Genomic DNA, 26,704 nt, shown 5'->3' with positions numbered 1-26,704 from the left:
CTGTACTCTCGCCGCCGCGGCCGGCGTTCTATCGTCGTCATCGATTCATCGTCTCCACGATTGTCCATCGTGGGGACGATGCTCGTTTGCATCTGCCGATTCAAGATGGGGCGCCAGGACGCTTACGATGTCCCTGCTCATCGACCTGAGAAAGCAAGCCTCTGAGCGACGAGGCATCCTCTACTTGGTCGTCGTCACCCCATTGTTCGAGCTGTTCGGCAATCGCTTTGGCCATCCCGTAATAGTGTGCGTTGTTGTTGCTGGCCAGCTGTCGGGGGAATCCCTCGACATAGGCGGCACCGCCCAGCAGGATTGTGCTTTCAACCACATTACGCGCGAGCGACCCTGCGTCGGCCAGCATTCCTCTCTCAGCCAAGAGGATCGATGCTTCGAAGGACTGCACTGCACGGGCAAAAAGGGCTGCGGCCACCATCTCCCGATCGGAAGATCTACTCGGCGATAGCCTGGTAAGTATGTGTACTGCGCTCCGGTTGATGTCGCCGACAAGAGCGAACCATTCCGGCGTTGCGGCTCTGATGCCTTTGATCCAGGGTTGCAGTACGTCCTCGGAAAGGAAACCGTCTGGGAGTAGGTTCATGGAGAGATATGCTGCGCAACGCTGGCGCCCAATAGCGCATTGGCCAAAGAACTGAAGACGGTCTTCGGTTACAGGCAGGTGCGCACAAACGAAGGCGCTGCGGACTCCTCTGCCTGCAGGCGACCGTCGAGGGCATCCACGTATGACTTGGCGCCATCGAGCGCGAGGTCGAGGTCTTTAATCGCCAACGCGATGGCCGTAAGTCGGTCGTTGGCCTGCAGGGCACAGGTCACGGCACCGGCCGTACGAGCAGCCGGATCCTGTGCATCACCGACCATTGCCCGGTAGCGCTCGCATGCGTTGTCTCGCTGCTGCTCTACGTAGACGAAGCGGCTCACAGGCGAAGCAAGAAACACGAAGAGAAGGGTGCCGGCAGCAAGCAGCAGAAGGCTGCGCAGATCTGTAGCGTTCTTGTGATACAGCGACAGGCCAGCAATCACCATCACAATGGCCACAGCGCTCGTGAGCGCGCCAACAACAAAAAGCCACGTACGAAAACGTGGCCGGGTGAGGCGAAACCAAACCTGCTCATTGACAATGCGATCCAGGACAAAGCTGGACGGCGAAGGTAGGGACATCACTTGCCTTCGCGCATGGGCTCCTTGCTGGCCATGCGAAGCTTGAACATTAACGAGGCGTAGATATCCTCAGCATGCGGCCACTCCACTTCGCCGGAGCCTGAAACGTGCACACGCAGCGTGCACTCTTGCGCGACGAGCCGATTGGCTATCGCTGCTGCGGTGCTCTGGTCGAAGCCCATGATAGTGACTTGCGCAGGCGACTGAGCCAGGATGCTTTCCACAATGCCGTCGACGTTGTCCGGCAGAATGCCGTCAGCGGCAAACGAGGAAGGATGGAGGCAAAAATGATGTGAGGTGCTCATATGAAGTCCCCGCGCCTTGCACGTGGCGTGCAGCCCTGCGATGGCAGGCCGGATAGCGAGAGCATATCTCATAACGGCCCGATCGTACCCTTCTGAAGAGGGGGGGTAGGTATTTTTCGGCCAAATTCCACAATTTGAGTGGTTTGGCCGCCCGGGAGCTACCAATCGGCCTACTCCTTCGGCAGCTCCAGTGGAGGAGGTTTCTTCTCAGATCCGCAAGAATTCGCCTGGTCCCGGCAAAAAAAGCACAATCTTGTGCAACTGTTGGGAGCAAATTTAAGCGCATAAACACTGGGCCGATCCGCGAAGGTACGGCCCGCCGAGTGCGGCCGATTTGCGTATCAATCGACCAGGAACTCCTCCAGCTTCCTGCCGGCGTCCAGCGCTGCCTTCAGCCAAGCCGGGCGCGGGCCGCGGCCAACCCAAACGCTCGTGCCATCCGAATAGTGCTTGGCCGCCTTTCTCACGGCTGCTGGTTGTCCTGGCTTCAGACCAAGGTCAGCTGCGGTGAGCTCGAATTCAGCGATCTGCTCGCGGATCTCTTTGATGGCCTTGGAACGCTCCTCCGCTCGCAAAGCGTCGGCTTGAGCTTGCAGCTCTTTGATCTTCTTCAACAACTCGGGATAGCTGGGCATGCGGGTGTCATTCTGGGTGTGTGCGCCTGAGAGAAGACAGCAGGCTCGTGTAGGCGCGGTTCCACGGGCCTCGACAGTGATTACCGTTCTGCGCGTACCTTGATGCCGGCCGCTTTCAGGGCGCGGCGTCCATAGCGTTCCCCGCGGCCTGCATAAACTGCTTGCTCGTCGTCACTCGGTGGAACTGCCTTACCAGGAGCAGAAGCGCCGGAGGCCCAGGCCTGCGAGATCAGTTCCAGCAACTGGTCGGCATCCAGAGGCAGTGCGGCTTCGAGGGCCGCCTGGGTCCGGGCGATTTCGGCATCTTGTACGCGGCCGCGTTCACGCGCGCTCTCAAGCTGGCCACGAAGCAGCGCAATCTCTTCGTCGCGCTGGCCAACAGCGCGCTGCAGATCTTTGACCTGTTGCTGCAAGGCGCGCTCGCTGCCGCGGAGCGTACCCATTTCTGCGGAGATGTCACGTGCCCGGTCGGCCAGCTCACGCTCTCTGCTAAGCGATGCTTCAAGGTCGGCTTGGAGCTTTTCGGCACGCGCCACGATCGCTCGGCCCTCTGTTCTCAATCCGTCGATCTCCAGCGCCTGGCGCCTCTGTTCGCGCGCAGCTGCTTCCAAGTCTGAGGCGCGGGCCTTTTCCTCGGCACTGAGTTGAGCTCGCAAGCCGGAGGCTTCCTGCCGCGCCTGGCTCAGCAGATCCTGCATGCGCTCCATTTCGCGCTCATGGCGTTGCCGAGCCTCATCGAGCTCGATGCGCATACGATCGCGATCGGCGGAGAGCGTCTCAAACGCTGTTGCAGACTCGCGCTGCGCAGCCCGGGCCCGCTCTGCATCCAATGCGGCTTCCTGGGCTTGATCCTGTGCAGTTTTGAGTTGCGCTTCCGCGGCAGACTGAAGCTCTTCGCGCTCGACGTTTAACTCGTCGCGTGCGCAAACCTGCAGCTCCTCGTAGAGGTGGAGGAGTAGTCCTGCAGCCTTTTCGGGCACACCTGGCAAGGTGGCCGTGCTTTCGATCCGCTCCCCCAGCTTTTTCCAGCAGGTTTTGAGCGTCTCGTTGATGACGGCCCGGTCCCGGCTACCGTATCCGTTTTCGGCCAGCCAGGCGCAGATCTTGTCCACCGTGGGAGCCGTGCCTCTGGCCAGCACCTTCCAGAAAGCGTCTTCGGTGAGGATTCGTGTTTGATCTTTTCGTTTCACGCGGTTGGATCCAGATCCGTTGTGAAGTGACTTCCCATTATCGCGGGATTTCACAGACTGACGAAGCATCAATGGAAGTTGGCTTCGTCATTTCTTCGGGCACGTCGAAGAGCATCAGCCTACCGTTAAGCGGCACAAATGGAATCGGACTGGCATCATGGATCACGAAGCCGTAGCAGCCGTCCATGTGCCAAGCCGATGTTCTCTGCCGTGCAGGTACGCAGTCGACGATGGACGCGATACCGACAAGGCCGCCACGCTGCAACTGCGCAAACTCAGGCAACTTGACGGACCGCAGATGCTCGGAAGAACTTAAGTGCAAGAAGTCTTCGACATCCTCGTACTCGCGTCGGGTCATACCCTTGGCAGCATGGATCAGTGTCGGCCCGCGGTGCGCGGTGTACCAGGTGCGGTTCTCGATATCCTTGATGGCACCGTGAGCCAGCGCATCGAGACGTTGTTGGCCTGTCAAATCGGGACGGACGATGAGCCAGGCCCAAGGCTGACGGATGGACAGCGCTTTCATGCGATACGCCCCTCGGCAGCCTGGGCTTTGCCGTTTTCCGCTCGATTCGACAGCATCCAGTCCACCGCCTCTTCTGGTTTGCCGAGCTCGCCAGTGATGCGCCGTCGGTAGTTCATCGCCCCGGCTTGTTTCCACGTGATCTCCACCGCGCCAGCAGCGACGGCCAAGGCTCGCTTGGACATTGCAATGTCGTAGTGGCTGTCGTGCTTGGGCGGAGCCTGGTACCAGCTCCGCTTCATGCCGATTCGCGCGGCCATCGCATGGAGTTCTTCGTCCGTATCGGCCAACATGTGACACATCTTGTAGACGCGGCCGTTGCCGGCTTTGAACTCGCCCATTGGCGTCTTGTGCATGTCGTCGACATAAACCGTCATGGCCTCACCTCGGGAAACGCATTGTGCAAAACACCATCGAGGAGGCGCCCCGACGCTTTCTTGCCCAACTTGTGCAAGACGGTAACGGGAAAATCCCCAGCATCGCGTGCCCGCGCCATATCGCCGCCGTTGCGCAGTAGTCGGCCATGGCGATCGACACAAATGCCTCCATTGACCCACGTGGGTGCCTTATTCACCCACTGTTGGAACGACTCGAATTGCCGGAACACGGGCTCGCCGGTGCTCATGTGAACGGCGGCGGTGCCCCACTTGCCCCATTGCTTGAGCATGAAGGCAACACCAGCGGCCTCGCACTGGTCACGCAGGCTGCGTGGCCAGTCGGGGTGCATGTAGCGCGCGTCATGACCGCTTTCACCGCCAACGATGACCCAATCGATACGCCGCGGGCCCGTAAGCGCGTCGAAGCGATCGTGGTCAGTCGAATAACCGAGCGCACGGTGATGGTTTCCGATGGGAAGATTCCGCAGTGTTACCGGTCCAAGCAGCGGTTCCATCGACACAAAGCGCACGCGTGCCGGCACGGCCAGCACCTTCGGAACGTCGCGGTCGGCTTCCTCCTGGTTGACGATCGTCGCACCGATGAAGACATTGCTGGGTGCCTTGCCAAGCAGAACCCAATCCGCGAGCCAATTCCGCAGCGCTTCCCTGGAATGAGGGGGGCCGTCCTCGTGCCAGTCCGGCAGCGCTTCGATGTAGTGGATCGCCGCCTCAATACGGGACGTGAAATTGCCGATTCGCTTACTCAGCAGCAACCAATCCAGATTCGTCGTCAGCCTGATCGTGTCGAGCAGATCTACCAGCCACTCAACCGGTACGGCGTTGTCCAGCCAGTCGCCCAGGCTTTCGCAGAAGACCCGCTGCCGGCGGCCGTTCTCGGCGAAGAAGCGATCGTGGTTGGCATTCCAGCGCAGCGGCTTGCGCCGATTGGCGTCGCTAGTACGCCGACGGGGGGCACCAGGCCCCCAGTTGACGGCCGTGCCGCCGGCAAAGCGCGCGTTGAGCGCTTCTGCATAGCAGCGATCGCATCCAAGCCCAACCTTTTGGCAGCCCTCCCACTCGTTATGCGTGTGATCGGCCCACTCGATATCGGTGTTTTCCATTCAAGATATCCAGTTCAGTGTCCGTGGCGACCAGTCACCAGGGTTCGCACGTTTGAAACAAGCTCGCTGGCTTTGCTTGCTAACGTCTGAAGTGTGGGTTGCTCCCCCTGATCGATCTGACTCTTCGGAACGAAGACTTGCAGCTCACTGGTGTAGGGCAACATCAAGGGGTGGGAGGGCGTACCGTCTGCCAGCACGCGAAGTGCGTGCAGTGGGATGTCGCGACGCACCAGGTCGTTGATCAGCTCAGCGGCTTCCCAGCGGCCCCGTGCATTCGCGCCCCAGGCAAGCACGACCTTGCCACCATCACGAACCGTCTCGGCGATCGCGCGCGCGACGTGGTGCGCGTTCATCGGCCCCGTGCGCCAGCCTGATGCTTTGAGAACCCGCGGCGAGGTCGCACGGAACGCAAAGAGGTTGACCACCTCAATGGCGGGGAAGCCCAGTAACTTCGCGAAGCCGACGCATTTGAGGATCGTTTTGTCATCGACATTCGCGTCAGCAGTAGACGGATTCAGCATGATGAAGAGGAGGGCAGGGCCGAGTCCCCAACGGCGTCCAAGGCGGTACCGGAACGTGCCGCATTCCGAAAGGGTTGCTGTCTTCTCCATCATTGCTCCATGCTCTTCTGCGGGTCTTCACCGACTGCCGGCGGGGCCGATTCCGTGCGGGCCGATTGTGTGGGCAGGCTGGCCAGCGCTCGAATAGCTTCTTCGCACTGGCTGGCGCCGTCTGCCATACCTTCGACATGCGGGTTGCCGCGAGAGGGATCATCGGGCGGACTGCGCTTGTAAGCGTCCCAGTGCTTTTCGTGGACCGCTTCGCAGACCTTAGCGGCATCCAGCAATCCGCGGTGGTATTCGTCGACGGGCTGCTGCCCATTGATCGAGCTCTGGTCGTGCTCAAGCGACCCTGGCTTCCGAGCCAGGCGCGCCTTCAGGTGTGTTCGGGCTTGATCAGGGGTTTTGGCCCAGATCTGGCATAACCCGATCATTGCGTTACGCCAGGCGTCGCGCTCCATGATCGCGTGGAGGAGGGGGGCGTTTCCCTGCCCGTTGTCAGATCACGGATTGGGATCCGCCTTGCCAGCCGTCACCGCGCTGATGGCTTCACTGACGATCGCGACAACCTTGTCTGCATCGCCGTTGATCGCCAAGATCCTGGCGATCTCGCGCAGCCCATCTTCGAGGGCGGTTGTCCCTGCCGTCGGTCCGAAAACCTCTTTGGAGCGATAGCCGCTGCTTGCAGTGAACTTAACCTCCACGCTTGCTTGAATGACTTTGCTCATTGCGGATTCCCAGAATGGATGACGGAAGCGGTGGGTGCAATGCTCTTGCCAGCCGTGGAGATGAGCTCCGACGCGTCGAAGGAAGCAACTTCAATCAACTCGGGGCGAACGTGGACCGGGGCCCCTCCCTCGATCCATTCACCACGGTCGTGATCGTAGTGCTCGGACCGGAAATATCCGTCTGCGTCGGGCTCGGCAAGGGTGTAGCTGTCGAATGGGCCGCCGTACGTCGGCACGTAGCCGAGCTCAGGGTGATCCATCCACATGAGGAACGGTTTCCCGGTCACCGGGCAGACGTCGGGGCACCATCGGCCTTCCTTCATATCGCGCGGTTTGGTGCTGACCTGAGGATTGGCAGAACCCGCCGGGGCAAGCCGCTGGACTTCGTCGGCCCACGCATCGAGTTCAGCGACGTGCTGCTCAATGCCTGGCAAGGCTTCGCCTTCAGTACGGAGGGTGTGGCTTCGTTGACGCAGAAACGCGACGAGTTTGGTAAGCATGTGTCTTCTCACTTTCTTTTGGTGATCAGGCTGAAAGCCGCAGCTGCAGCTTTCAGGGGCACTTGGTCTCTTGCTCGGCGCTCAAAGCCGTGTCGCAAACATCCGCAGGCGGAACGTCGCAGGACGTCTCTACCTTGCGACCGCAGAACTGGCAGTGCTCTAAATCGGTCGCCTCGGTGGGCGATACTGCCGCGTATGTTTCGACCTCTACCCGCTCTTGCGTTGACGCAGCGAGCCAACGATCGATTTCCTTCAGCCGCGCCCGTGCGTCTGCGGAATAGGCCGGATCGAATCCACCTGCGTAGAAGATCACCTTCTGGCAGGCGTCAAGGTCGCGATGGACCGCCTTCAGCCTGTCCGTCGGCACCAGCACATATCCGGACGGCAATCCCTGAGATGGGGCTAGCTTCGCAGTGAGATCCGGCGCCGGCTCTTGTTGCCATTGGGTTGCAGATGCTGAGATGCGAGCCAGGGTCTCGCGCCAGCGCACCAGTGACTCATGGAGCGATGGCGTGTAGTCAGCCATTACCCGGTAGCCCGGAGCATCTTGGGTTCCTTCCCGCATACCGCGCAGGAAATCCGCCCCCCGCCCTGCAGGCAGGAAGGGCTCGATAACATGCTCGAAATCATCTTGGGTGAGACTAGCGACCTGTGTGGCAATTTTGGTGGCCGCCTCAAAACGGTTGTCGACTACGTATGGCGTTCCATCCAGCCGGCGGACGTCGCGCAACAGCCTTGCGTTGGGAACGCCATTGCGATCACGCACGCGAATAGAGACTCGTTGAAGCGTCGCGTCTCCGCAATGACTTGGCCATGCGAAATAGCCAACGACGGTGTGTGTTACCCATTTGTCCAAGCTAGCGAGATGAATCTGCACATCCGTGCCAACTAGCGGGAGAACATCGTCAGGCTCGGGTTTCAGCTGCGGCAGTTGCCCCGCTAGGGACAGCTGGAGCCAGCTCTTCGCGCGCTGATTGATCCAGGCATAGTCTTGGGGAGAGGGACCATCCCTGAAGTTTGCGTCCACCCATCCTTCATCCTCGAAGCACCAGCGTGCCACCACCGGCAAAAAGTCATCGCCGTCATGCAGGAGCACAGGTACGCTGTATTGCTCACCGTAGAAATCCAGATTCTCAGCGTGAGGGATGTCGGGGATCGTTTTATAGACTGCGATCATGCTGCCTCCGTTTCTGCTTGCTTCGCAGCGACCTTGGTTGCGTCGTAACGCTGAATCGCCCACGCGATGGCGTAGCAGTTCCACAGGAAGTTGAAGTCGTACTCGGTGCAGTCGACTTCCCAAAAGTCATCAAAGAAGTTCTGGAACGCGTCTTTTGCCTCGTCCTCGATCCACACCGAGAAATTGCTCAGCAGCTGGTAGTTGCGGCTGGCGTCAAAAGGGTCCGTCTCGTGATCAAGTAAGTTCCTGATGGCCGCCCAAATTGCCCACCGATGGACGCGGTTCTCTTCGTACCAACGCGAGGCCGTGTATCGGCGGAACCAGCTCACGACCTGCCGCTTGAACTCGTCGATGCTGAATTTCTTGGCGGAGCCGCGCTCACCGCAGTTGCTATCGACCGCGATGATCTTCTCCTTCCAGTACTGCGGGTTGATGTGGAGCACTCCCGGCTTCAAACGCTCGGGCTTGGTTCGAAAGAAATCGAACATGTCCACGACACGCGTGAACATGTTCGCACCGCAGTCGCCACGAATTGCGAGCGCGCCTGGCCAGGTCAGAATTTCGAACCAGTAGTCGCTGGTCCCAGGCTTCTTGAAGATGAGGTGCCGATTGACGCCGTCATCCCGAACGATGTTCATTTGATGCCCGGCGACGTCTCGCTCGAACCGCTGTTGATTGCAAGTCATCTTCAAGCTCCTCATTTTTTGAATGCTCAGCGTTGCTTGGCCAACCCGGTCTGCTCAGCGCCGGCAGCGGTCGCTTTGCAACGCCACAGCTCTCGCTCACTTTCAGGAAGGGTTACCCAAGCCACGCTGTTGATTGCGGCGTCCTTGAGATAGAGGGTGTGCCCAGCGCGTTCCCGCGCATTCCACTCACCTGTCGTCCTCAATGGCAGGAGGGCTTGGTCGTGGTTTTCGGGGTGTAGGAGCCAGGCACCAAATGCCGTGAGGCTGTATCGTCCGAACCCGTGGCTTTGCACGGCGCCAAGCGCGGCAAGCCGCTTCATCGTGTCTTTATCGACGGTATACCCGTCGCCGTCCTCCACCTGCGCATGGAAACGCGCCAGATCGGAGAGGTCGCGCGTCTGTAGTAAGCGCATGGCGAGTGGCTGCAGGTCAGCAAGAGTCTCGTGGGTATGGCAGGCAGCGGTAGTTGCCACGCAGCCGACTTGATCGAGGGGATCAGTCATTGCTTTGGCCCTCCTGCTGAGAGGGGGCAGCGGCGAGCATGGCTGCGTAGATGTGCCGCGCCGGAGTCGCGTATCGCGTATTTCGCAGATCATTTCCAGCACGCACCATTTCGTCTGTTGGCTCAACAGGGACCAGCTTCCACCACTTCGCCGCGCCCGCCAGCTTGCTGAACTGGGCGGCGATGGAGCGAATTTGGGCGATCCGATCGCGGATGTTGGCAACCACGAGAGCGGCCATGTCGTCGCTCGGAACCGTTTTGATTCGCCCAATGAGATATTCGAGTTGGCCGTCCAGCGAGTCCACGTGCACATTCAGGCTGCTGGATTCCTCAACTTGAAAGGACTGGTTGTCGCACCAGTGCGTTCCAACGTGTTCACTAGACGGTTGACCGCAACGTTCGCACGCGCACTCCTCCCCCACCGGCTCGGCCTGCACAACAGCACGCTTGGCGGCAAGGCAAACAAGCGCATAGCCCACCGCGAATTTGTGCACGCTCAAGCGGTCATATAGCTCACCGAGTGTGCCGTGCTTGAGAACTGAGGCCGGCATGCGCTCGGGCAGTGGCACCAAACCATCTTCGCCCGGTGCGGGAACCACGAAAGACGGCGGCTCGGCCTGCTGCTGGGCGGCGCGAGTTGCACGTGCCCGCCATCCGGCCGAATAGAAACGCCAGTCGCGTGAGCCAATCGGACCGCGCTCGTAGTTGAATTCCGGCGAGTTATATGCGCTTTCAGCGGCCTCGCGCTCATCCCCCACCGGCTCGGCCTGCTGTTGCACTGCCGGAGTGGGCGCGGCGCCGAGCATGGCGGCGTAGATCACGTCCAGATTATTGTTGCCGGTGCGCTCCATATACTCGCGCGCAGCGCGTGCACCCGCTTTGCGCATCTCTACAGTGAGCTTCATCGGCATCGCCTTCCACCCCTCCGCCACGCCCGCACGCTGGCCGGTCTGGGCGGACGCAAACAAGCCTTTCGACTTCGGCGGATTCGCTGGCTCATTACGCGGCGTAGCATCGAGCAGGTCGGCCATCCATTCCTCCATCGCTTCTTCCGTCACCGTCTGCCCGATGCAATGGTCGGTCAGGTATTCCAGAAATCGCTTCAGCGATGACGGGTCGGCATGCTGCTGGGTGGCGAGGCGGTCCTGCGCATGGTTGGACAGCGCAATGGCACTGGCAACTCGCATGTTGGCTTGATTCAATGCGAGGCGAAGTCCAGCCATTTCGGTATGTAGCGTAAGGACTTCCCGCTCTACCTCGTGAGATGGCTTGCTAACCCAGCGGACGAACGAACTGTGCGCCTCCATTCGTGCTGCGTCCGCAGCGCTTTCTGCCAGCATCAGTACAGTGGTGCTCGGCATAGACGACGATTCGAACTCGCCGACTCGCCAACTCAATGCTGCCTGGCTGTCTTTCGTGGTACTCATGGGCATCTCCTCTCTCGGATCTGAAAAGGTCTGCGTTCAGGTCACTTCACCTGAATGAAAGGCAACGCACCCTGGCCGGAGTACTGCGGCAGCTGCCCATTCCACTTCTTGATCGCCTCGCGCTGGTTCTCGATTTCACGCAGCTTCAGCAACTCGGGCGTGATCTGTTCTTTCTGCGCGCGCAGAGATGCGGCCTCTGCCTGCGCCATCGCAACGCGCTGCTCGGCTTCCACCCGAATACGGTCAAGATCGCGATCGGCCTTGAGCTTCAACTGCTCCGCGGTGGTCTTGGCTTCAATTGCCTCGTCGAAGGACTTGGAGAATCGGAAGTTGATAATGCTGAACTCGTCGACCGCGAGGCCGTGCCGAGTCATGCGGTCGCGAAGCTGGTCAACGATCGCCATGCTGACGTCTGCACGCTTTGCGATGAGCTCCTCCGCTGTGTAGCGGGCGGTCACGCTCTTCATGGCCTCAGCCACTGAGGGCGCAATGATGCGGTTCTCGGGATCATTTCCGAGATCACGGAATACGGTGACTGCGGCTTCCGGCTTGACGTGATAGTTCAGCGCAATCGTCATGTGGACGGATTGCAGGTCCCGCGATGCAGCGTCGCCTTGAATTTCCGCCTTCATGGTCGACACGTTGACAAGGTGCATCGTGTCGCTGATCGGCGTGCGCCAGTGAATGCCTTCGCTATACGCCGTGTCGCTCGGCTTGCCGAAGGTTGTGATGACGCCTCGGTGGCCTGCAGGGACGGTGGCGATGGGCGCAAGTGCCCAAAGCAGCAGAATGGCGGCCACACTGAGTGCCGCGTAGCCAGCGAATTTCGCTTCCTTATTACCCATACTTCCCTCTGATGTCGTTGTTGTGTGAATGAGTGGTGGCCAGCCCAGCGCTGGGCTGGCCTCAGGCTTCTTCGGCGATCAAGTCGCCCTGCTTTGCGGCGGCCGCATCGTTTTCCGCTTTGGCGGCCAGCTTCTTGCGTTCGTCGTCAATGCTTGCGCCAGCTTTGAGGAGGTCTAGGAGGAGGGCGGCATCGACCTCGACTTTCTTACCGGTTGCCTGTTCGGGGGAGAGCTTTTCCAGCTCCGCCAGCTGGCGGCGAGTGGACGAATCCAAGGCAGCATGGAACGACTCGATCGTGGTGATCGCCGTGTTCACGAGCTTGCGCGGCAGTGAACGGCCTTTCATCACACTGGTCGTCAGACGCGTCTTTCCGGATTCTTCTGCTTTTGCGAGATTCTTTTGCAGGTAGTCGAAAGCGTCGCCGTCCGGATGCGACTTGATCGCGTCGAGCGCGACGTGAGCGCCAACCTTGCCCTTGACGATGAGATCGTGAATGCGTTCGTCCGCATCGGCGAGTTTGAGCAGCTCCCGGACACTCACGGCTGTGCGGCCGAGTTCGGCCGCGATCTCCTTGACGGACATGGGCTCGGAGCCATCGATGCCGTCGCGGAGCTCCTTCATCTTGAGGCCGACTTCCAGTGGGTTCGGATTTTTCCCCTGACCGCAGCGGAGCATCGTCAGCGCAAGATGCCGCGCTTCCTTCACCGACTCGGTGACGACGTCGACCAGGAAGCGGTCATCGATCTTGCCGGCCGCCTTGGCTTTGAGTAGGGCGCGCAGTGACATGTTGCCGTCGATGACCGTGATGCGATCGTTTTCGTCGACCACCACCTTCATGTCATGCGTGCACAGGCTGGATCCCTTCCGCATTTGCATGCTGCCGAAGCGATGGCCTTCTTCTGTGGATTCTTCGAGGTCGGTCTCGAACTGCTTGCAGAGAGAGGCGTAGATCGCGTCCACGTGATCGCGGTTTTCCCGCATGTCCAAGCGCAGGTTGCGCTCGTTCCCATTCAGCATGCCCAGCGGCACGCGGTACTTGTCCACCTTCTTGATCTGGCCGTCCGCGGCCATCTTCTTCATCGACATTTTTGGCTCCCAGTTGCATCGGAAAGTGTAGTTGATGCCGTGCTTGATACAAAAAAGAATCTTTTTTTGTCTCGTCTTTGGCACAGTCTAGGAGGTGCACATGTGCATAGTCAAGAGAAATATACGTGCATATATGCTTATTTTTATCTTGCTGTTGATGATTAGCGTGATTATCATAAAAACAAGCTTGTACCGTATGGCGCACATCTGGATCCTCGGTTGTCGGCGCCTACGGGCCTCTCAGGAGCCCCTCAATGATCAACGCCACGCCAAAGGCCGGACCTCGCCAGACGCTCAGCCGCCTGCTGCGCGCTGTCGATGCTGCGCCCGCTGGTAAGCAGCCGGAGTTGCAGGCGGCGCTGGAACGCGCCGCGGCGAAGTCCGGGAAGACCGTTGCCCAGCTCCGCGAATTTGCATTTGGGCCGCGCCAATACGATTTCAACGGACTGGCGGGCTGCGTGATTCAAAGTCGCAGCCGGATTACGGGAACGCTTGCTGGCCTGTATCAGGCTGACCAGGCCGGGTTGGATCCAGACGCCGGTCCTTGGGCCACGGTCTGCGAAGATCATTCAACCTGCATCAATCACGACACGTTGCGCCTTGCCCGCGCACATCTTCCGGATCCGTCCATGTGGTGTGACGACTGCCGCGAAAAGCTGACAAGCGCACCTGCCAAGACGGCATAGCCGGATACCTCACGTATTGAGACGAAAATGAACTCCCTGGTTGACCCACAGAAAATCGACAAGATCGAACGCTTCCAGACCCTTCAATCCGGCCAGTACTGGCGCGCGATGCAGACCATTCACGAGGAAGGCATCGAAGTGGGTACGGTTCTACTGATTCAGTCGATCCGATGGGTCGACAACGCACCGCACACCATCATCCTTCGCCCCCACCCCACCAAGTACGGCAAGCGGGTGACGCTGCTTATCCCGCAAGAGGATGGCACAACGAACGAGGTCTGGTTCGAATACGATGAGCACCGCTTCTTGTTGTCGGACTTCCTGAGCAAATTCGAATTCGAGCCGGACTATCAGCGGATTCGGGCGGAAGAAGTGCGTCAGGTCCAGGGCCGAATCAACGCGCTTCAGGCCGAGCTCCTGGACGCCCAGAGCAATCCGAGCATCCTGGCCTCAGTGGTGGCAGCCGAATTGGGTGCTGCGGCCGCGGCTCTCCCCGCCCCGGCTGCATCCAGCGATGTTGCACAGCCTACCGCCGAGGAACGCGCGGCCACACTTGCGCCGCTGGCTTCGGGCTCGTTGGCGACTGCAATCGATCGCGGCATTTCGGCTGAAGGCATCGCACTGATGAAGGAAGCCGCTAGCCGCGAACATCAGATCGCCACGATCAAGGCAAACTGGATCCAGGGTAAGACCTCCGAAATCGCTGAGACAATCTCGGCGATGACGCCGTTCTACTCGGAACAGGCCGCCGCCGCCCTAGCCCAGACCGAGGATGTGCGTACCTACGTGGCTAAGCTGCTGGAGGGCATCGAGTCGCTGGATCTCTACGTCGGCAAAGACGTCGACGTCTTCACGATTCGCGAGGGCGAGCATGCGCCGAAGGATGCCCCCCTCACCTTCGTTCAGCGCAAGCTGATGCTGGATGAGGAGCTGGCGGTCTGGACTGACATCGACGAATGGTTCGACTTTGCCAAGGTGGATCTGTTCTTTGATGCCATCCGCAAACACGACGGACTGATCAACCAGATCTTCCCCACAGAGCGCTGTGTGCTGGTGATGGCCACCACACGTCGTTACATCGACTACGGTGATACCTGGGTAAATAGCGCCCGGAACAGTGAGAACAGGAATGTGTTTCTGTTGGTTCGCGACGGAATGAACATCCATCGCGTTTTCTCCCCCGTGGAGAGCCATCTGCGCACTGCCCGCCTGTTTCCGTCGAAGGACGACCAGGATCGCATTTTCCGTGGGTTCGATGGGACAGACATCAAGTTCGAGGATGTCACGTACACCGACAGGCTGGCCGACCACGAACGTTTCGCCTTGCACTTCAAACGCTTCCTGCTTCTTGCTTGCGGCCTTGATCATCGCCTGAAGCTCTTTGGTGAGTTCTACGATGGACCTCCATCGCTGCACTTCGTATCGCTCGAATTCCAGCACAAGCACTGCCGCTTCCTGCACGATGACGCCGGCAGTAATATGCTGCCGACCGAGAATCGGGCGCCACTTGCAAAGTGGATCGAGGAGAAAAACAGCTACCTTCGTTCTGGCAGCCGCGTGCTGTCGAATTGGGAGGAAGTGATGAATCCGACCACCGCACCTGCGGCTTGCAAGGTAGACAATCACTCGCGGCGCGGTTTCGAGCGCAGATACACCCCACGAGAGCAGATGGGCACGGCCATCGCATATCGAGATAGCAAGTCCATCTGTGTCGATGTTGAGGTCTCTGGGTACTCCTATAGCACCGGTCATACTCGCTCGTTCAACTGCAAGGTGAATCTGTCGAAGTTCAAGAATGGCCATTGGGACTACACGGATCAACCGTACCTTTGCCTCGACGCAGTCCACCCGGACGAGCTGTACTGGTACATCCGCAATCGTGATACCCGGCAGAACCATATTCACTACATCCGGTTCTTCAAGCGAGCGCTCAAGTTGATTGAGCATGAACGCAAAGAAGAACGCGGCGCTCGCGCGCAGATGAAACAAGCCCTTCTGGACGGGAAGATTACCCAGGAGCACGAGTGTGACGCCATCATCGACCAAGCGGTGATCGCATGGCGAGCTGCTAACCGTGGCCGCTCACTGCCGGGGGTTGAGGGCGATATTGCCGGTAAGGACTGGAAGGCTCTGCTTGACCAGCTTTACATGCTTGCTGGCGAAGGCAAGCGCCGTATTGCTGAAATCGAGGCATTCTCGCTTGCCGGAGGCCGGCTGCCACTTCGATTGGTTCTTTCCGGAGCCGCCAAAATGGTCGTTTATGAAGCGCCACGTGCTGAAGAGCGAGATGACCGCCTTGAATCGCACGTGTGGGTTCACCGAGTGCAAGTGGAGCGCACCAAAGACAGACTCATCGAAACTTCCCGTCGTTGGGCAACGCTCCCCAAGCAGGCTGCAGCAGAGACCACAGTGCATCAATGGGAGGCTGCGGATGAGTGGAGCGGGAAAGAATCACTGTTCGGCACCATGGAGCGCAAAAGCAAGATCCTGGATCAGGCTAGTCACGTGATGGATGGCTTGAAACCCTACATTCATCAAATGGACGAGGACCAGCACAAGACCGAGCTTGCACGTTGGCAATCGATCCGACGAGAGATTCTGCAAGGAACAGACTACGTCCAGAATCCTGCGCTGGCAATCCCTTTCGGCGTAGCCTATTTCGAGAACATCGGGGAACTTCGGTTCCTCTGCATTGGATCTGCCGATCCAGAAGCGCTCCTGTATCGACTGGCCCCCAGCGACGTGGCCGCTAGCGATGTCCGTCATGAGTTTGCTCGACCGTACGCCGACAAAGTGCACGCGAGGACGCACATGGACAATGCGCTCGCGCAGCACACAAACTGGAGGCTCCTGGAGGTTTCAATTTCGCAGGGAGCCTGGCGCTACAGCCCATACGTGCACCATCGCTTGGGCGTAGATGTGCAGCCCCTGCACGGCTGCCCTAAAGTCAACCCCCTGTTGGGCGAATGGTTCGCCAACTGGAGCAAGCGTCCGGAAGGCCGCGTGAAGTTCTGGCTGTCAGACGATGTGGTCGATGAAAGTGGCGACCTCATCCTTGACCAGTTGATCGGCAACAAGCTTCCTGAAGACTATGAACCGGTTGACGTCGTCGATATTCAACTGCACTCGCACAAAGATGAAATCGTGCCAGCCTACGGTCGATGGTTCGACATTTGCAAGGAAGAATCTGAAGAGGGGAAGCGGCTGCATTTTTCCGACCGCACCGACAAACTACTCGGGGCTCGTCGTAAGGAATTCGGATGTGGAAGCGCTACCCATCCGATGCTCTCCCCAGGCCAAGCGCGAAACTTCATCGCCCAGCGAGTGAAGGCCGAATTTGGCACAGGCTATCATGCGGTTCGCTCAACGGAAATCCCCAATGCGCCCGAGCCCCCGGCAGGCGTCGAGCGCTGGTACGTGATCCCTGCGGTGCCAGGCCAATAACCCACTGTCGACAATTGAAATCCCAGGGCACCATCCGGTGGTTACCCCCTATATCATGATCCACGAATCCGCCATTCAAGTCGCCGGCAACTGGATGATCTGCGAATTCGAAACACTTCGCAGCGACTTCATCAGGATCATTTCGCTGGGCTCAGTCGAAATGTGCGACCTGCCCGCAGACGCAAAACGAGCGCGGGCAGCCAGGCTCTCACTGCAGGAAGCGGGCGAGGTGTTCTTCGACGCGATTCCTCCTGGGCGAAAGCTTGTCGTGCTTCACCAAGACCGTGACTGCAGCCCACAGAACTGGCGCCGTACTCAGCTGCTCAAGCGGGATCTCCTCGCGGCGGCCAGCGCGTCGATCTCCCGTGGAGACGCGGTGCATGCCTGACATCGCTCTCATCGCACCGCTGCAGCTCGACGAGCTCGCAAAGCACGGCATCCCGGCAGAACTGGCGGGTGCCGACGGGATCAATCGCGCGCACAACATGCCCAAGCAGATTGCAGCAGAGACTGACTTGGAAGCAATCTTTGCTTGGCTGAACGAGTTCCCGGAGGGATCTTCGACTCGCCGCGCCTACCACAAGGAAGTCCAGCGTTTTTACGCCTGGGTGCTAGCGTTTTCTGGGAAGCCTCTTTCCTCCCTCATGCGAGAGGACCTGGAGAACTATCGGGCTTTCATGGCGGCACCTCCAGAGACGTGGTGCGCGCCGCGATACCACCGTAGAGGCACCGGGTTGTGGCGTCCCTTCGAAAAACCGCTCTCCCTCAAAAGTCAGGGGCAAGCAATCATCGTCATCAATGCCCTTTTCAGCTACCTCGTCGATGCGCATTACTTGGCGGGAAACCCGCTTGCCATCATGCGCAGGAAACGCAAAGGCGTAACAAAGCGCCAGCGCGGAGTCCCCAAATCTATTCCGCTGCACACGTTTGAACGCCTCGTTGAGGCGTTACAAAGCGAGTGCGAGCGGCTCAATGGTCTTGGATCAAAGCATGTAGAGATGGAGCGTATGTTGATGGTGATTCGTGTCTTGGGGAACACCGGCATGCGGCGTGGAGAACTGGCCACCGCGTTGGCGGGAGACATCTACCAGGTTCTCGACCCCCAGACTCGGAAAGGCAATTGGTTCATCACAGTCACTGGTAAAGGCGATGTGACGGATCAGATCGCCTTCAATCCCGCGGCGGTTTCCGCTCTCCACCGTTACCAGCGAGTGATTGGCATTGATCCGCATCACGCGGATCCCAAGACCCCTCTCGTCGTACCCCTTGGGGTACATGGACTCTCAGCTGCCTATTCGGAGACGGTGACAGACCAGACCATCTATAACATCGTCCGCAAAGCCCTGCGCGTTGGCGCCAAGATCATCAAGGCGGACAGCCCTGCGGAAGCTTCGTTTCTGAGCAAGGCCACCCCGCACTACTTTCGGCATACCTTTGCCACGCTCATGAGCGATATGGGCTTCCCTCTGCCGCTCATCCAAAAGCAGCTGCGTCATGCTTCGATTGAAACGACCGTGATCTACACGGAAACAGAAAAACATCAGCTGTATCGTGCAGTTGCCACGCTAGCGCTGTAAACAGCTAGGCAGGGGGTCTCAGGTAGCATTGCACCTATAATGGCGAGTTGGTTCCTATTTGAATTACCCCTTTCTCATTCAGCACTACGACGTGGAAGTCCTTCGCGGCCTGCCTCATGCCGACAGTCGTGCGCCTTGTGCGCTGACGATCGGCAACTTTGACGGCGTGCACCGTGGCCATCAGTCTCTCTTGGCGCGTGCACGAGCGGCGGCTGACGCGCGCAGACTTCCGCTCACGGTGATGACGTTCGAGCCGCATCCACGCGAGTTCTTCACGCCGGACCGTGCGCCGACGCGTATTGCGCTCTTGCGCGACAAGCTGGAGAGCCTCCGCAACCACGGTGTTGACCGGGTTGTCGTAGAGCATTTCAACGCACATTTCGCGTCACAGTCGCCGAGCGATTTCGTTCGCCGCGTGCTCGTTGAAAGCCTGCATACCCGCTGGCTGCTGGTGGGCGATGATTTCCGTTTCGGCGCAAAGCGCGCGGGCGATTTCACCTATCTGCAGGCTGCAGGTGCGCAGTTTGGCTTCGAGGTCGAGCAGATGGGGGTAATTGCAGAAGGCGGAACACGCATCTCCAGCTCGGCGGTGCGCGCAGCGCTGGCCGCTGGTGACTTGGAGCAGGCCCGACGCCTTCTGGGCCATGGTTACGCCATCAGTGGCCATGTGCTTCATGGCCAGAAACTGGGGCGATCGCTCGGCTTCCCGACGCTGAACCTGCGGATCACGCACCACAAGCCTGCCGTACTGGGCATTTTCGTTGTCCAGGTGCACGGTCTGGCCGATACACCGTTGCCTGCAGTGGCTAGCATCGGTGTGCGCCCGACGGTCGACGACTCTGGCCGCGTGCTGCTCGAAACTCACGTCTTTGGCTACAACGAAAATGCTTACGGCAAGCTCATCCGCGTGGAATTCCTAAAGAAACTTCGCGACGAAGCTCGCTACGACTCCTTGGATGCGTTGCGTGACGCGATCGCTCGCGATTGTGTCGCTGCGCGTGAGCACTTCAGCCTGCCGGCGGCTGCCGATGACATCCCCGGCCGCGATTTCGCGACCTCGGCGACCGATCGAATTCGGTAGGCGACCTGAGCGGTTGCCCAGAACCAGTCGTTGCCACGAAGGCCGAAGCTGACGGCCTCGCCTGCCCCTGCAATTCGAATCCCCATAGACCTATGTCTGACACCAAGAAGCCCACGCCGGAGAAGAGCAAGTACCCGGTCAACCTGCTGGACACCCCCTTCCCCATGCGCGGCGATCTGCCCAAGCGCGAGCCGCAATGGGTCAAGCAGTGGCAGGACAAGCAGCTCTACAAGAAGATCCGCGCCGCGCGCAAAGGCGCGAAGAAGTTCATCCTGCACGACGGTCCGCCGTATGCGAACGGCGACCTGCACATCGGCCACGCGGTCAACAAGATCCTTAAGGACATGGTGATCAAGGCGCGCGGCCTGACGGGCCTGGACGCCGTCTACGTGCCGGGCTGGGACTGTCACGGCATGCCGATCGAAATCCAGATCGAAAAGCAATTCGGCAAGGGCCTGCCCGTCAAGGAAGTGCAGGAGAAGGCGCGTGCCTACGCCACCGGCCAGATTGCCCGCCAGAAGGTGGACTTTGAGCGCCTGGGCGTGCTGGGCGACTGGGCCGATCCGTACCTGACCATGAACTTCCGCAATGAAGCGGACGAGGTGCGCGCGCTGGGCAAGATCCTGGAAAAGGGCTACGTCTTCCGTGGCCTGAAGCCGGTCAACTGGTGCTTTGATTGCGGCTCGGCACTGGCCGAGGCCGAAGTGGAGTACGCAGACCGGACCGACCTGTCCATCGACGTCGGCTTCCCGTTTGCCGATATCGACGCACTGGCGAGCGCCTTCCACGTGGGCGCCGATGTGCTCAAGGCCAAGCAAGGCTGGATCGTGATCTGGACCACCACGCCGTGGACGATCCCCTCCAACCAGGCGCTGAACCTGCATCCGGAAATCGAATACGCGCTGGTCGACACCACGCGCGGCCTGGTGATCGTCGCCAAGGAGCGCGTCGAAGCCTGCCTGCAGAGCTGGAAGCTCGAAGGCACCGTGCTGGCCACGTGCGAAGGCGCAGCGCTCTCGGGCGTGCGCTTTCACCATCCGCTCGCCAAGATGGACGCCGGCTACGACCGCACCTCGCCCGTCTACCTGGGCGACTACGTGACCACCGATACCGGTACCGGCATCGTCCACTCCGCGCCCGCCTATGGCGTGGAGGACTTCCAGTCGTGCAAGGCGCACGGCATGGTCGACGCCGACATCATCAACCCGGTGATGGGCAACGGCGTGTATGCATCGACGCTGCCGCTGTTTGGCGGCCAACTGATCTGGGATGCCAACCCGAAGATCGTCGAGGTGCTGAAGGAATCCGGCAACCTGTTCGACGCACACAAGCACCCGCACAGTTACATGCACTGCTGGCGCCACAAGACGCCGATCATCTACCGCGCCACCTCGCAGTGGTTCGCGGGGATGGACGTGCAACCGAACGACGGCAACGCCACGCTGCGCGAAACGGCGCTGGCCGGCATCGACGCCACCGCGTTCTACCCGTCGTGGGGCAAGCAGCGCCTGCACAACATGATCGCCAACCGCCCGGACTGGACGCTCTCGCGCCAGCGCCAATGGGGCGTGCCGATGGCCTTCTTCGTGCACAAGGAAACCGGCGCACTGCACCCGCGCACGCCCGAGCTGCTGGAGCAAGTTGCCCAGCGCATCGAGAAAGATGGCATCGAAGCCTGGCAAACGCTCGACCCGCGCGAACTGCTGGGCGATGACGCCGACATGTACGAAAAGAACCGCGACACGCTCGACGTGTGGTTCGACTCGGGCACGACGCACTGGCACGTCATCCGCGGCTCGCACGCGGCAGACCTGTACGACGCCTCGGCTGATCTGCCCGACGGTCGCCTGGCTGACCTGTACCTGGAAGGCTCGGACCAGCACCGCGGCTGGTTCCACTCGTCGCTGCTGACGGCTTCGATGCTGTACGGCAAGCCGCCGTACAAGGGGCTGCTGACGCACGGCTTCACGGTGGATGGTGAAGGCCGCAAGATGTCGAAGTCGATCGGCAACACGATCGCGCCGCAGGAAATCGCCAACAAGATGGGCGCCGAGATCATCCGCCTGTGGGTGGCCTCGACCGACTACTCGGGCGAACTCGCCATCTCGGACGAGATCCTGAAGCGCGTGGTGGAAGGTTATCGCCGCATCCGCAACACGCTGCGCTTCCTGCTGGCCAATCTGACGGACTACGACCACGCCAAACACGCCCTGCCGACCGAGCAATGGCTCGAAATCGACCGCTACGCCGTGGCGATGACCGACGCGCTGCAGAAGGAAGTCTTGTCGCACTACGACGTGTACGAGTTCCACCCGGTGGTCGCCAAGCTGCAGACGTTCTGCTCGGAAGACCTGGGCGGCTTCTACCTCGACGTGCTGAAGGACCGCCTCTACACCACGGCGCCGGATTCCGTGGCACGCCGCTCGGCCCAGAACGCGCTGTACCACATCACCCAGGCGATGCTGCACTGGATGGCGCCGTTCCTGTCGTTCACGGCGGAAGAAGCATGGCAAGTCTTCGCGCACGGCACGGAGCACACCGACACCATCTTCACCAGCACCTATTACGACGCTCCGGTGCCGCAAGGCGCCAGCGCACTGCTGGAGAAGTGGGCCGCCATCCGCAACGTGCGTGGCGAAGTGACCAAGCAACTGGAAACGCTGCGCGTGGACGGCAAGATCGGCTCGTCGCTGCAGGCGGAAGTGACCGTCGCGGCCGGCGACACCGTGTACGACGCACTCGCCAGCCTCGGCGACGACCTGCGCTTCGTGCTGATCACGTCGGCGGCCAAGCTAGAGCGTGCGCCGGAAGGCGGCGATCTGCTCATCAGCGTGGTGCCGTCAACGCACGCCAAGTGCGAGCGCTGCTGGCACTACCGTGCCGACGTCGGCCATGACGCCGCACACCCGACACTGTGCAGCCGTTGCACCGACAACCTGTTCGGTGCGGGTGAACAACGGAGCGCTGCGTGATGGCGACAACTCGGGCGGCTCGTAACGGCGGCAACAACGGCAAGAGCAAAGCGGTCGGGCTGAAGAAAAGCGGCGGCGGCCACGGCGTGGGCCCATGGCTGGGCCTGGCCGTCATCTGGATCCTGCTGGACCAGCTGACCAAGGTTGCCATCAACAAGACGTTCACGTGGGGTGAATCCCGCCCCATCACCGGGTTCTTCAACCTGGTGCTGGCCTACAACAAGGGCGCGGCGTTCTCGTTCCTGGCGGCGGCGGGCGGCTGGCAACGCTGGTTCTTCACGGGCCTGGGTGTGGTGGCGGCGGCATTCATCATCTGGCTGCTCAAGCGGCACAGCGGCCAGAAGATGTTCTGCTTCGCGCTGGCGCTGATCCTGGGCGGCGCACTGGGCAACGTGATCGACCGCGTCGTCTACGGCCACGTGGTGGACTTTCTCGACTTCCACATGAACGGTTACCACTGGCCCGCTTTCAACGTAGCGGACTGCGGGATCTGCATCGGCGCGGTGCTACTGATCATCGACGAACTGCGGCGCGTGCGTCGCTGAGGAAATGATCTGAAGGCGTTGTTATGGACGGCCTATGAGCGAGTTTGGACGCCTACAACTTTGCCCAAGGCCAATAGGATTGCTGCTTTCTGCAGGTATAGACGTTCTTTTGGACTAGTTACGGACGTCATTTGTGCGAATTGAGCGGTTAGAGATGCCTTTCTCTCGCTCAATACTCGATCCGGCCTATGGTTCAATTTATGCCACACTAGCTCTCCGTTTAACTCTCGCACTTCAAAGGAGCCCCCATTGGCAACCTACAAACAATTGCTCGAACAAAAGGCAAAACTTGAATCCCAACTCGAAGCCGCTCGCGACCATCACCGGCAGGAAGGATTGGAAAAGATTCACGCTTTGATGGAAGAGTACGATCTGTCCGCCGAAGACATCCTCGGCAAGCGCCGCGCCGCTCGTAAGACCGGCCCGGTGCCGGCGAAGTATCGCGATCCGAAGACTGGCGCGACATGGTCTGGCCGCGGCCGCGCACCCGCATGGATCGGCAAAAACCGCGACAAGTTCTTGATCGCTGAAGCGTAATTGCCGAACCAATCGCAATCGGATTCGCAGGGAGCTGCTTACATGTCGCCAGACGCATTCCGTTGTACGGAAGAGCAGTTTCTCTGCGATGCCGATGGCCCGGCGTTTTGGTTACGCCAGGACTTCAGCGATTACATCGTCGATATCGACACCTCGTTCGATCCCGATGAAGTCGAGCCTGTCCCGATGCAGGGAGACCACTACGGCTTTGCGGAAAGCGAGGACAGTGCGCTTCTACTTTTCCGCTCTGGCCCGAGCGAGCACTGGTTGAGCGCACAGGTGGTGGGATACTACAACCCACCTGGAGCAGTTTGCATCCACCAAGACCACCAAGGGCGCGGTCTTGGCGCCGAGTTGATCCTGTGGACTGCAGTCAATTTCGTCGGCGGCCCACCCACTGAAGGGCTGGACAAGCAAGCCTTCACAACGGCCGGTTACGCCGCGCACAAGGCTGCTTGGCGCCTTGGAGTAAAACGCGGCCTCATCCTGAATGAGAGCGCAGAAGCTGCGTTGGGAGAGCAAGCGTCTGATATGAGCTTGGGGCTCTGACAGCCGGCATCTCGCTACTTTCGCGGTGATTCGTCAGGAACTAACTTGGTCGGATCCAGTTCTGGAAGATCATACAGCTGGTGGCACGCCGCAAATACGTACGTCGCCCCTAAACTGTCGCCGACGGCCTTCCCCTTATCGGCAAAGCACTCCACACCGTTGGCATACTGTGCCAGGAACCCTCTGCCGGCCCCAGGCTCCGCCCGCGCGTAACGCGCGCAGTCTGAGAGCACTAGCTTCGCGGCAAGGGCGTTGGCAACGCCTGGCATCTTGTCAAGAATACAGCTATCGAAGGTCTCCGGCCCAAACCAGCCAGCTGAGCAGTTGATCGCAATCAGCAGCGTGCTCATGGCTGCGACAAGCTTCTTCATGGCAGCACCCATCAGGCACGGTCCTTTCTGCCCTGGTGCACGCCATATGCATAGATGGCGAGGCAAAGCAGCGCGACTTTGTCGAACCAGCGCGGCAAATAGTCGATCGCGTTCCACACAAACACCAGCGGTACCACGTAGAGAAGGACGAGCAGAAAAATACTACCGACCGGGATAGGGCCAATCCCGACGAGCTGGATCCTCTGTAGGTATCTTCTTGTGTAGCCGTCACCAGTGGGAGTTGTTTGCTTCGCTTGATTCTGATCCACGCAAATGCTCCCAAAATGTCGACTTGCTCACAAGGTTTAAAGACTCTTCTCAATACGAATCGACTGGACTTCTGCGTTGAGATCGCGAGCTGCTCCGACCCGGGCAACAATCGCTTCCACGTCCCCGGGCCCAAGCGAACCTTCACGCGCTAAGTCATCGATCAACTTTGCACCAGGGTAGCGAGCATAGTATGCGCCGCCACTCCAGTGCCAATAAAAATAGCGCGCCATCGCACCAATCAGCAGCATCGAAATGCCGGCGAAGATGTAAGTGCTGTTCATGTTATCCAACCACTCATTTCTATACGTGTCAGGCGATACCCCATCAAGGTGGCCACCCCTCGCAGACGGCTCGCCGAACACGATGAACCGCCCCGGTTAATGCCGGATCGCAACCTTCACGTTGAAGTTAGCAAGCAAGGCGGTCACATCCACGTCGGAGCAAGCCTCCTTCAGCCTGGTCAGGTCGGATCGGGCCATGACCACATTGACCTTCTGTGCGAATGCTTCCTCGAACCTTGCGCGCGCAAGCGCCTCACAGGCTTCTGCGCTGCCGTGATTCGCTTCTGCCGCGGCTGCTGTAGCAGCCTTCGCCGCCAGACCGAACGCGGTGACAGCCTCATCCCAGGTCAATCCTGAGCCCATCGTCTGCTGAAGGATTTGCGTTACCAGGGTGCTGATGTTTTCTTTCATGTTGGCCATCCCAAATTGAGGTATCCGAAAAACCTCGATGACATGCGTACCCGTCGACTCGACCGAATGTGCTCACCGCAAAAATAAACCAAAACGCTTCAGCATGCGACTGAGGGGGCTTGGGGACCGTGCGAACAGCGCTGGGTCTTTCAGCAAGGCATAAACGGTCTTGTTGTAGTTCGAATAGCTCAGGTCAAACGGGGCGCTGTATTGCTCACAAGCGTATTTCGCAACCGCTGCAGACCGTCTTTGACCCGCGTGGCAGTGCACGACAAGTTCAGTAATCTCTGGACGGGCGGCCAAGCTGGCGATGAATCTGCGCAGCACTTCAGCGCTACGCTGGCTGGGAAAGCCCTTCGCGTCAGCATCGAATTTGATGCCACGCGCGCGAAGCCGAGCAATCATTGCAGCGTCATACTCAGCATCGGAAAATTGGACACGCAAAAACGCGCCCCAGGTCTCAATCGAGGGGAGGTCGGCGAGATGCAAAGGTCCGGTGATCGAGATCATTGCCCCCTGAAGGTGCGGCGCAATTCGCATCGCTTCGGCCTCCGAAACGTAGCTCACCCTCATCATGCTAGGCGATATCCCATGAAGGTAGCCGCCTTTCTCAGACGTTGAACGAATGCATCAATGTCGACGTTGTCCATGCCAAGGGGCCAGCGGGTAGACAGAAAGAAGTGGGCGATAACATCAAGTGTCAAATCAGCCACCTCCGTGTCTCCCCACCCGTAGTCGGCCAACTTGCCTCGCTCGATCGGATAGAGCGACAAAATCGCCTGGAGTTGACTCGGATCCAGGGCAATGCCTGTCGCCTCAGACACGAAGTCCAGGGCCTCTGTGAGGGTCTCCTCCGAGGGGACCGCATTGACGTGCTTCAAGGCGAATTCCATGCGGCTTTTCTGCAAGTGCATCAGCCCCTGACCGGCATCGAAGTAGTGCTCTTCGCTCACGGCCATCAACTTCTCAGGTTCTTGAACCCACATCTAGAATTCCTTCCTTATGCGTAGCCGTCGATTGACGTGACCGGTATTCCGGTCCAGTTCTTATGAGAGGATTGAAGTTTATTGGATGGTGCCTGGTTGCTGTGCGGGCATCGGTGTTGGCCAGTGGGCGGCAGGTGCCGGCGGACGGTATCCAA

At 59.7% G+C, this 26,704-nt stretch carries 33 protein-coding genes; 9 read left to right on the top strand and 24 right to left on the bottom strand.

What is annotated here, in order from left to right; all coding sequences use genetic code 11:
- Positions 1 to 100: 100 nt before the first annotated feature.
- The 18 genes from JHD73_RS16435 to JHD73_RS16350 form a co-directional block, all read right to left on the bottom strand.
- Positions 101 to 598 (bottom strand): DUF5677 domain-containing protein, encoded by a 498-nt coding sequence (locus tag JHD73_RS16435; protein WP_199031336.1) that lies wholly within the window; start codon positions 596 to 598, stop codon positions 101 to 103.
- 68 nt (positions 599 to 666) lie between these two features.
- On the bottom strand, positions 667 to 1,176 hold the full coding sequence (locus JHD73_RS16430; protein WP_199031335.1) for a hypothetical protein: 510 nt from the start codon (positions 1,174 to 1,176) through the stop codon (positions 667 to 669).
- Positions 1,176 to 1,481: a hypothetical protein gene (locus JHD73_RS16425; protein WP_199031334.1), complete on the bottom strand. Its 306-nt coding sequence runs from the start codon at positions 1,479 to 1,481 to the stop codon at positions 1,176 to 1,178. The genes JHD73_RS16430 and JHD73_RS16425 overlap by 1 nt, the downstream gene beginning before the upstream one ends.
- 341 nt (positions 1,482 to 1,822) lie before the next feature.
- The gene (locus JHD73_RS16420) at positions 1,823 to 2,116 is read right to left on the bottom strand and encodes an H-NS family nucleoid-associated regulatory protein (protein ID WP_199031333.1); all 294 of its coding nucleotides are present in this window, start codon (positions 2,114 to 2,116) and stop codon (positions 1,823 to 1,825) included.
- Between the two features lie 80 nt (positions 2,117 to 2,196).
- Positions 2,197 to 3,306, bottom strand: coding sequence for a hypothetical protein (locus JHD73_RS16415; protein WP_199031332.1), 1,110 nt, complete (start codon positions 3,304 to 3,306; stop codon positions 2,197 to 2,199).
- A 37-nt stretch (positions 3,307 to 3,343) separates the two neighbouring features.
- Complete coding sequence (locus JHD73_RS16410) at positions 3,344 to 3,832, bottom strand: ASCH domain-containing protein (RefSeq protein WP_199031331.1); 489 nt, start codon at positions 3,830 to 3,832, stop codon at positions 3,344 to 3,346.
- Positions 3,829 to 4,206: a DUF4031 domain-containing protein gene (locus tag JHD73_RS16405; RefSeq protein ID WP_199031330.1), complete on the bottom strand. Its 378-nt coding sequence runs from the start codon at positions 4,204 to 4,206 to the stop codon at positions 3,829 to 3,831. Before JHD73_RS16405 ends, JHD73_RS16410 begins: the two co-directional genes overlap by 4 nt.
- Positions 4,203 to 5,327 carry a phage Gp37/Gp68 family protein gene (locus JHD73_RS16400; protein WP_199031329.1) on the bottom strand — a complete coding sequence of 375 codons (1,125 nt, stop codon included), beginning with the start codon at positions 5,325 to 5,327 and terminating at the stop codon, positions 4,203 to 4,205. Before JHD73_RS16400 ends, JHD73_RS16405 begins: the two co-directional genes overlap by 4 nt.
- 14 nt (positions 5,328 to 5,341) lie before the next feature.
- Positions 5,342 to 5,941: a DUF1643 domain-containing protein gene (locus JHD73_RS16395; protein WP_199031328.1), complete on the bottom strand. Its 600-nt coding sequence runs from the start codon at positions 5,939 to 5,941 to the stop codon at positions 5,342 to 5,344.
- Positions 5,938 to 6,348: a hypothetical protein gene (locus JHD73_RS16390; protein ID WP_199031327.1), complete on the bottom strand. Its 411-nt coding sequence runs from the start codon at positions 6,346 to 6,348 to the stop codon at positions 5,938 to 5,940. Before JHD73_RS16390 ends, JHD73_RS16395 begins: the two co-directional genes overlap by 4 nt.
- Before the next feature lie 42 nt (positions 6,349 to 6,390).
- Complete coding sequence (locus JHD73_RS16385; RefSeq protein ID WP_199031326.1) at positions 6,391 to 6,615, bottom strand: hypothetical protein; 225 nt, start codon at positions 6,613 to 6,615, stop codon at positions 6,391 to 6,393.
- Positions 6,612 to 7,115 (bottom strand): hypothetical protein, encoded by a 504-nt coding sequence (locus JHD73_RS16380; protein ID WP_199031325.1) that lies wholly within the window; start codon positions 7,113 to 7,115, stop codon positions 6,612 to 6,614. Before JHD73_RS16380 ends, JHD73_RS16385 begins: the two co-directional genes overlap by 4 nt.
- 52 nt (positions 7,116 to 7,167) lie before the next feature.
- Positions 7,168 to 8,292: a hypothetical protein gene (locus JHD73_RS16375; protein WP_199031324.1), complete on the bottom strand. Its 1,125-nt coding sequence runs from the start codon at positions 8,290 to 8,292 to the stop codon at positions 7,168 to 7,170.
- Positions 8,289 to 8,978, bottom strand: coding sequence for a hypothetical protein (locus JHD73_RS16370; RefSeq protein ID WP_199031323.1), 690 nt, complete (start codon positions 8,976 to 8,978; stop codon positions 8,289 to 8,291). Before JHD73_RS16370 ends, JHD73_RS16375 begins: the two co-directional genes overlap by 4 nt.
- Before the next feature lie 26 nt (positions 8,979 to 9,004).
- A complete protein-coding gene (locus JHD73_RS16365) occupies positions 9,005 to 9,481 on the bottom strand; it encodes a hypothetical protein (protein ID WP_199031322.1) in 477 nt (158 codons plus the stop codon).
- Complete coding sequence (locus JHD73_RS16360; protein WP_199031321.1) at positions 9,474 to 10,907, bottom strand: hypothetical protein; 1,434 nt, start codon at positions 10,905 to 10,907, stop codon at positions 9,474 to 9,476. The genes JHD73_RS16365 and JHD73_RS16360 overlap by 8 nt, the downstream gene beginning before the upstream one ends.
- A 41-nt stretch (positions 10,908 to 10,948) precedes the next feature.
- Positions 10,949 to 11,707 (bottom strand): prohibitin family protein, encoded by a 759-nt coding sequence (locus tag JHD73_RS16355; protein ID WP_199031320.1) that lies wholly within the window; start codon positions 11,705 to 11,707, stop codon positions 10,949 to 10,951.
- Positions 11,708 to 11,813: 106 nt separating this feature from the next.
- A complete protein-coding gene (locus JHD73_RS16350; protein ID WP_199031319.1) occupies positions 11,814 to 12,839 on the bottom strand; it encodes a hypothetical protein in 1,026 nt (341 codons plus the stop codon).
- A 254-nt stretch (positions 12,840 to 13,093) separates the two neighbouring features.
- On the opposite strand from JHD73_RS16350, the gene JHD73_RS16345 reads away from it, so the two are divergent.
- From JHD73_RS16345 to JHD73_RS16305, 9 genes are all read left to right on the top strand, one after another.
- Positions 13,094 to 13,525 carry a hypothetical protein gene (locus JHD73_RS16345; RefSeq protein WP_199031318.1) on the top strand — a complete coding sequence of 144 codons (432 nt, stop codon included), beginning with the start codon at positions 13,094 to 13,096 and terminating at the stop codon, positions 13,523 to 13,525.
- A 27-nt stretch (positions 13,526 to 13,552) separates the two neighbouring features.
- Positions 13,553 to 16,969, top strand: coding sequence for a hypothetical protein (locus JHD73_RS16340; RefSeq protein ID WP_199031317.1), 3,417 nt, complete (start codon positions 13,553 to 13,555; stop codon positions 16,967 to 16,969).
- Positions 16,970 to 17,024: 55 nt separating this feature from the next.
- On the top strand, positions 17,025 to 17,357 hold the full coding sequence (locus JHD73_RS16335) for a hypothetical protein (RefSeq protein ID WP_199031316.1): 333 nt from the start codon (positions 17,025 to 17,027) through the stop codon (positions 17,355 to 17,357).
- Positions 17,350 to 18,546 carry a tyrosine-type recombinase/integrase gene (locus tag JHD73_RS16330; protein WP_199031315.1) on the top strand — a complete coding sequence of 399 codons (1,197 nt, stop codon included), beginning with the start codon at positions 17,350 to 17,352 and terminating at the stop codon, positions 18,544 to 18,546. The genes JHD73_RS16335 and JHD73_RS16330 overlap by 8 nt, the downstream gene beginning before the upstream one ends.
- Positions 18,547 to 18,637: 91 nt before the next feature.
- Positions 18,638 to 19,627, top strand: a complete 990-nt coding sequence (locus tag JHD73_RS16325; protein ID WP_199031314.1) for a bifunctional riboflavin kinase/FAD synthetase — start codon at positions 18,638 to 18,640, stop codon at positions 19,625 to 19,627.
- Between the two features lie 92 nt (positions 19,628 to 19,719).
- The gene (ileS, locus tag JHD73_RS16320) at positions 19,720 to 22,599 is read left to right on the top strand and encodes an isoleucine--tRNA ligase (RefSeq protein ID WP_199031313.1); all 2,880 of its coding nucleotides are present in this window, start codon (positions 19,720 to 19,722) and stop codon (positions 22,597 to 22,599) included.
- Positions 22,599 to 23,144 (top strand): signal peptidase II, encoded by a 546-nt coding sequence (gene lspA / locus JHD73_RS16315; protein WP_199031312.1) that lies wholly within the window; start codon positions 22,599 to 22,601, stop codon positions 23,142 to 23,144. The genes ileS and lspA overlap by 1 nt, the downstream gene beginning before the upstream one ends.
- Positions 23,145 to 23,393: 249 nt before the next feature.
- Positions 23,394 to 23,681 (top strand): H-NS family nucleoid-associated regulatory protein, encoded by a 288-nt coding sequence (locus JHD73_RS16310; RefSeq protein WP_199031311.1) that lies wholly within the window; start codon positions 23,394 to 23,396, stop codon positions 23,679 to 23,681.
- A gap of 42 nt (positions 23,682 to 23,723) precedes the next feature.
- Positions 23,724 to 24,230, top strand: a complete 507-nt coding sequence (locus tag JHD73_RS16305; protein ID WP_199031310.1) for a hypothetical protein — start codon at positions 23,724 to 23,726, stop codon at positions 24,228 to 24,230.
- A 14-nt stretch (positions 24,231 to 24,244) separates the two neighbouring features.
- Here JHD73_RS16305 and JHD73_RS16300 read toward each other — a convergent pair whose 3' ends face one another.
- From JHD73_RS16300 to JHD73_RS16275, 6 genes are all read right to left on the bottom strand, one after another.
- Positions 24,245 to 24,601 carry a hypothetical protein gene (locus JHD73_RS16300; RefSeq protein ID WP_199031309.1) on the bottom strand — a complete coding sequence of 119 codons (357 nt, stop codon included), beginning with the start codon at positions 24,599 to 24,601 and terminating at the stop codon, positions 24,245 to 24,247.
- An 11-nt stretch (positions 24,602 to 24,612) separates the two neighbouring features.
- Positions 24,613 to 24,870 (bottom strand): hypothetical protein, encoded by a 258-nt coding sequence (locus JHD73_RS16295; protein ID WP_199031308.1) that lies wholly within the window; start codon positions 24,868 to 24,870, stop codon positions 24,613 to 24,615.
- 36 nt (positions 24,871 to 24,906) lie between these two features.
- A complete protein-coding gene (locus tag JHD73_RS16290; RefSeq protein ID WP_199031307.1) occupies positions 24,907 to 25,152 on the bottom strand; it encodes a hypothetical protein in 246 nt (81 codons plus the stop codon).
- Positions 25,153 to 25,248: 96 nt separating this feature from the next.
- Positions 25,249 to 25,563, bottom strand: coding sequence for a hypothetical protein (locus tag JHD73_RS16285; protein WP_199031306.1), 315 nt, complete (start codon positions 25,561 to 25,563; stop codon positions 25,249 to 25,251).
- A 72-nt stretch (positions 25,564 to 25,635) separates the two neighbouring features.
- Positions 25,636 to 26,073 (bottom strand): hypothetical protein, encoded by a 438-nt coding sequence (locus JHD73_RS16280; RefSeq protein WP_199031305.1) that lies wholly within the window; start codon positions 26,071 to 26,073, stop codon positions 25,636 to 25,638.
- A 62-nt stretch (positions 26,074 to 26,135) separates the two neighbouring features.
- Positions 26,136 to 26,549 carry a hypothetical protein gene (locus JHD73_RS16275; protein ID WP_199031304.1) on the bottom strand — a complete coding sequence of 138 codons (414 nt, stop codon included), beginning with the start codon at positions 26,547 to 26,549 and terminating at the stop codon, positions 26,136 to 26,138.
- Positions 26,550 to 26,704 lie beyond the last annotated feature (155 nt).

Origin of the sequence: Ralstonia sp. ASV6, from assembly GCF_016429285.1 — a bacterium.
Classification (GTDB): Bacteria; Pseudomonadota; Gammaproteobacteria; order Burkholderiales; family Burkholderiaceae; genus Ralstonia; species Ralstonia flaminis.
The sequence above is the reverse complement of the archived record's forward strand: the minus strand, read 5'-3'. Positions and strand labels throughout refer to the sequence as shown.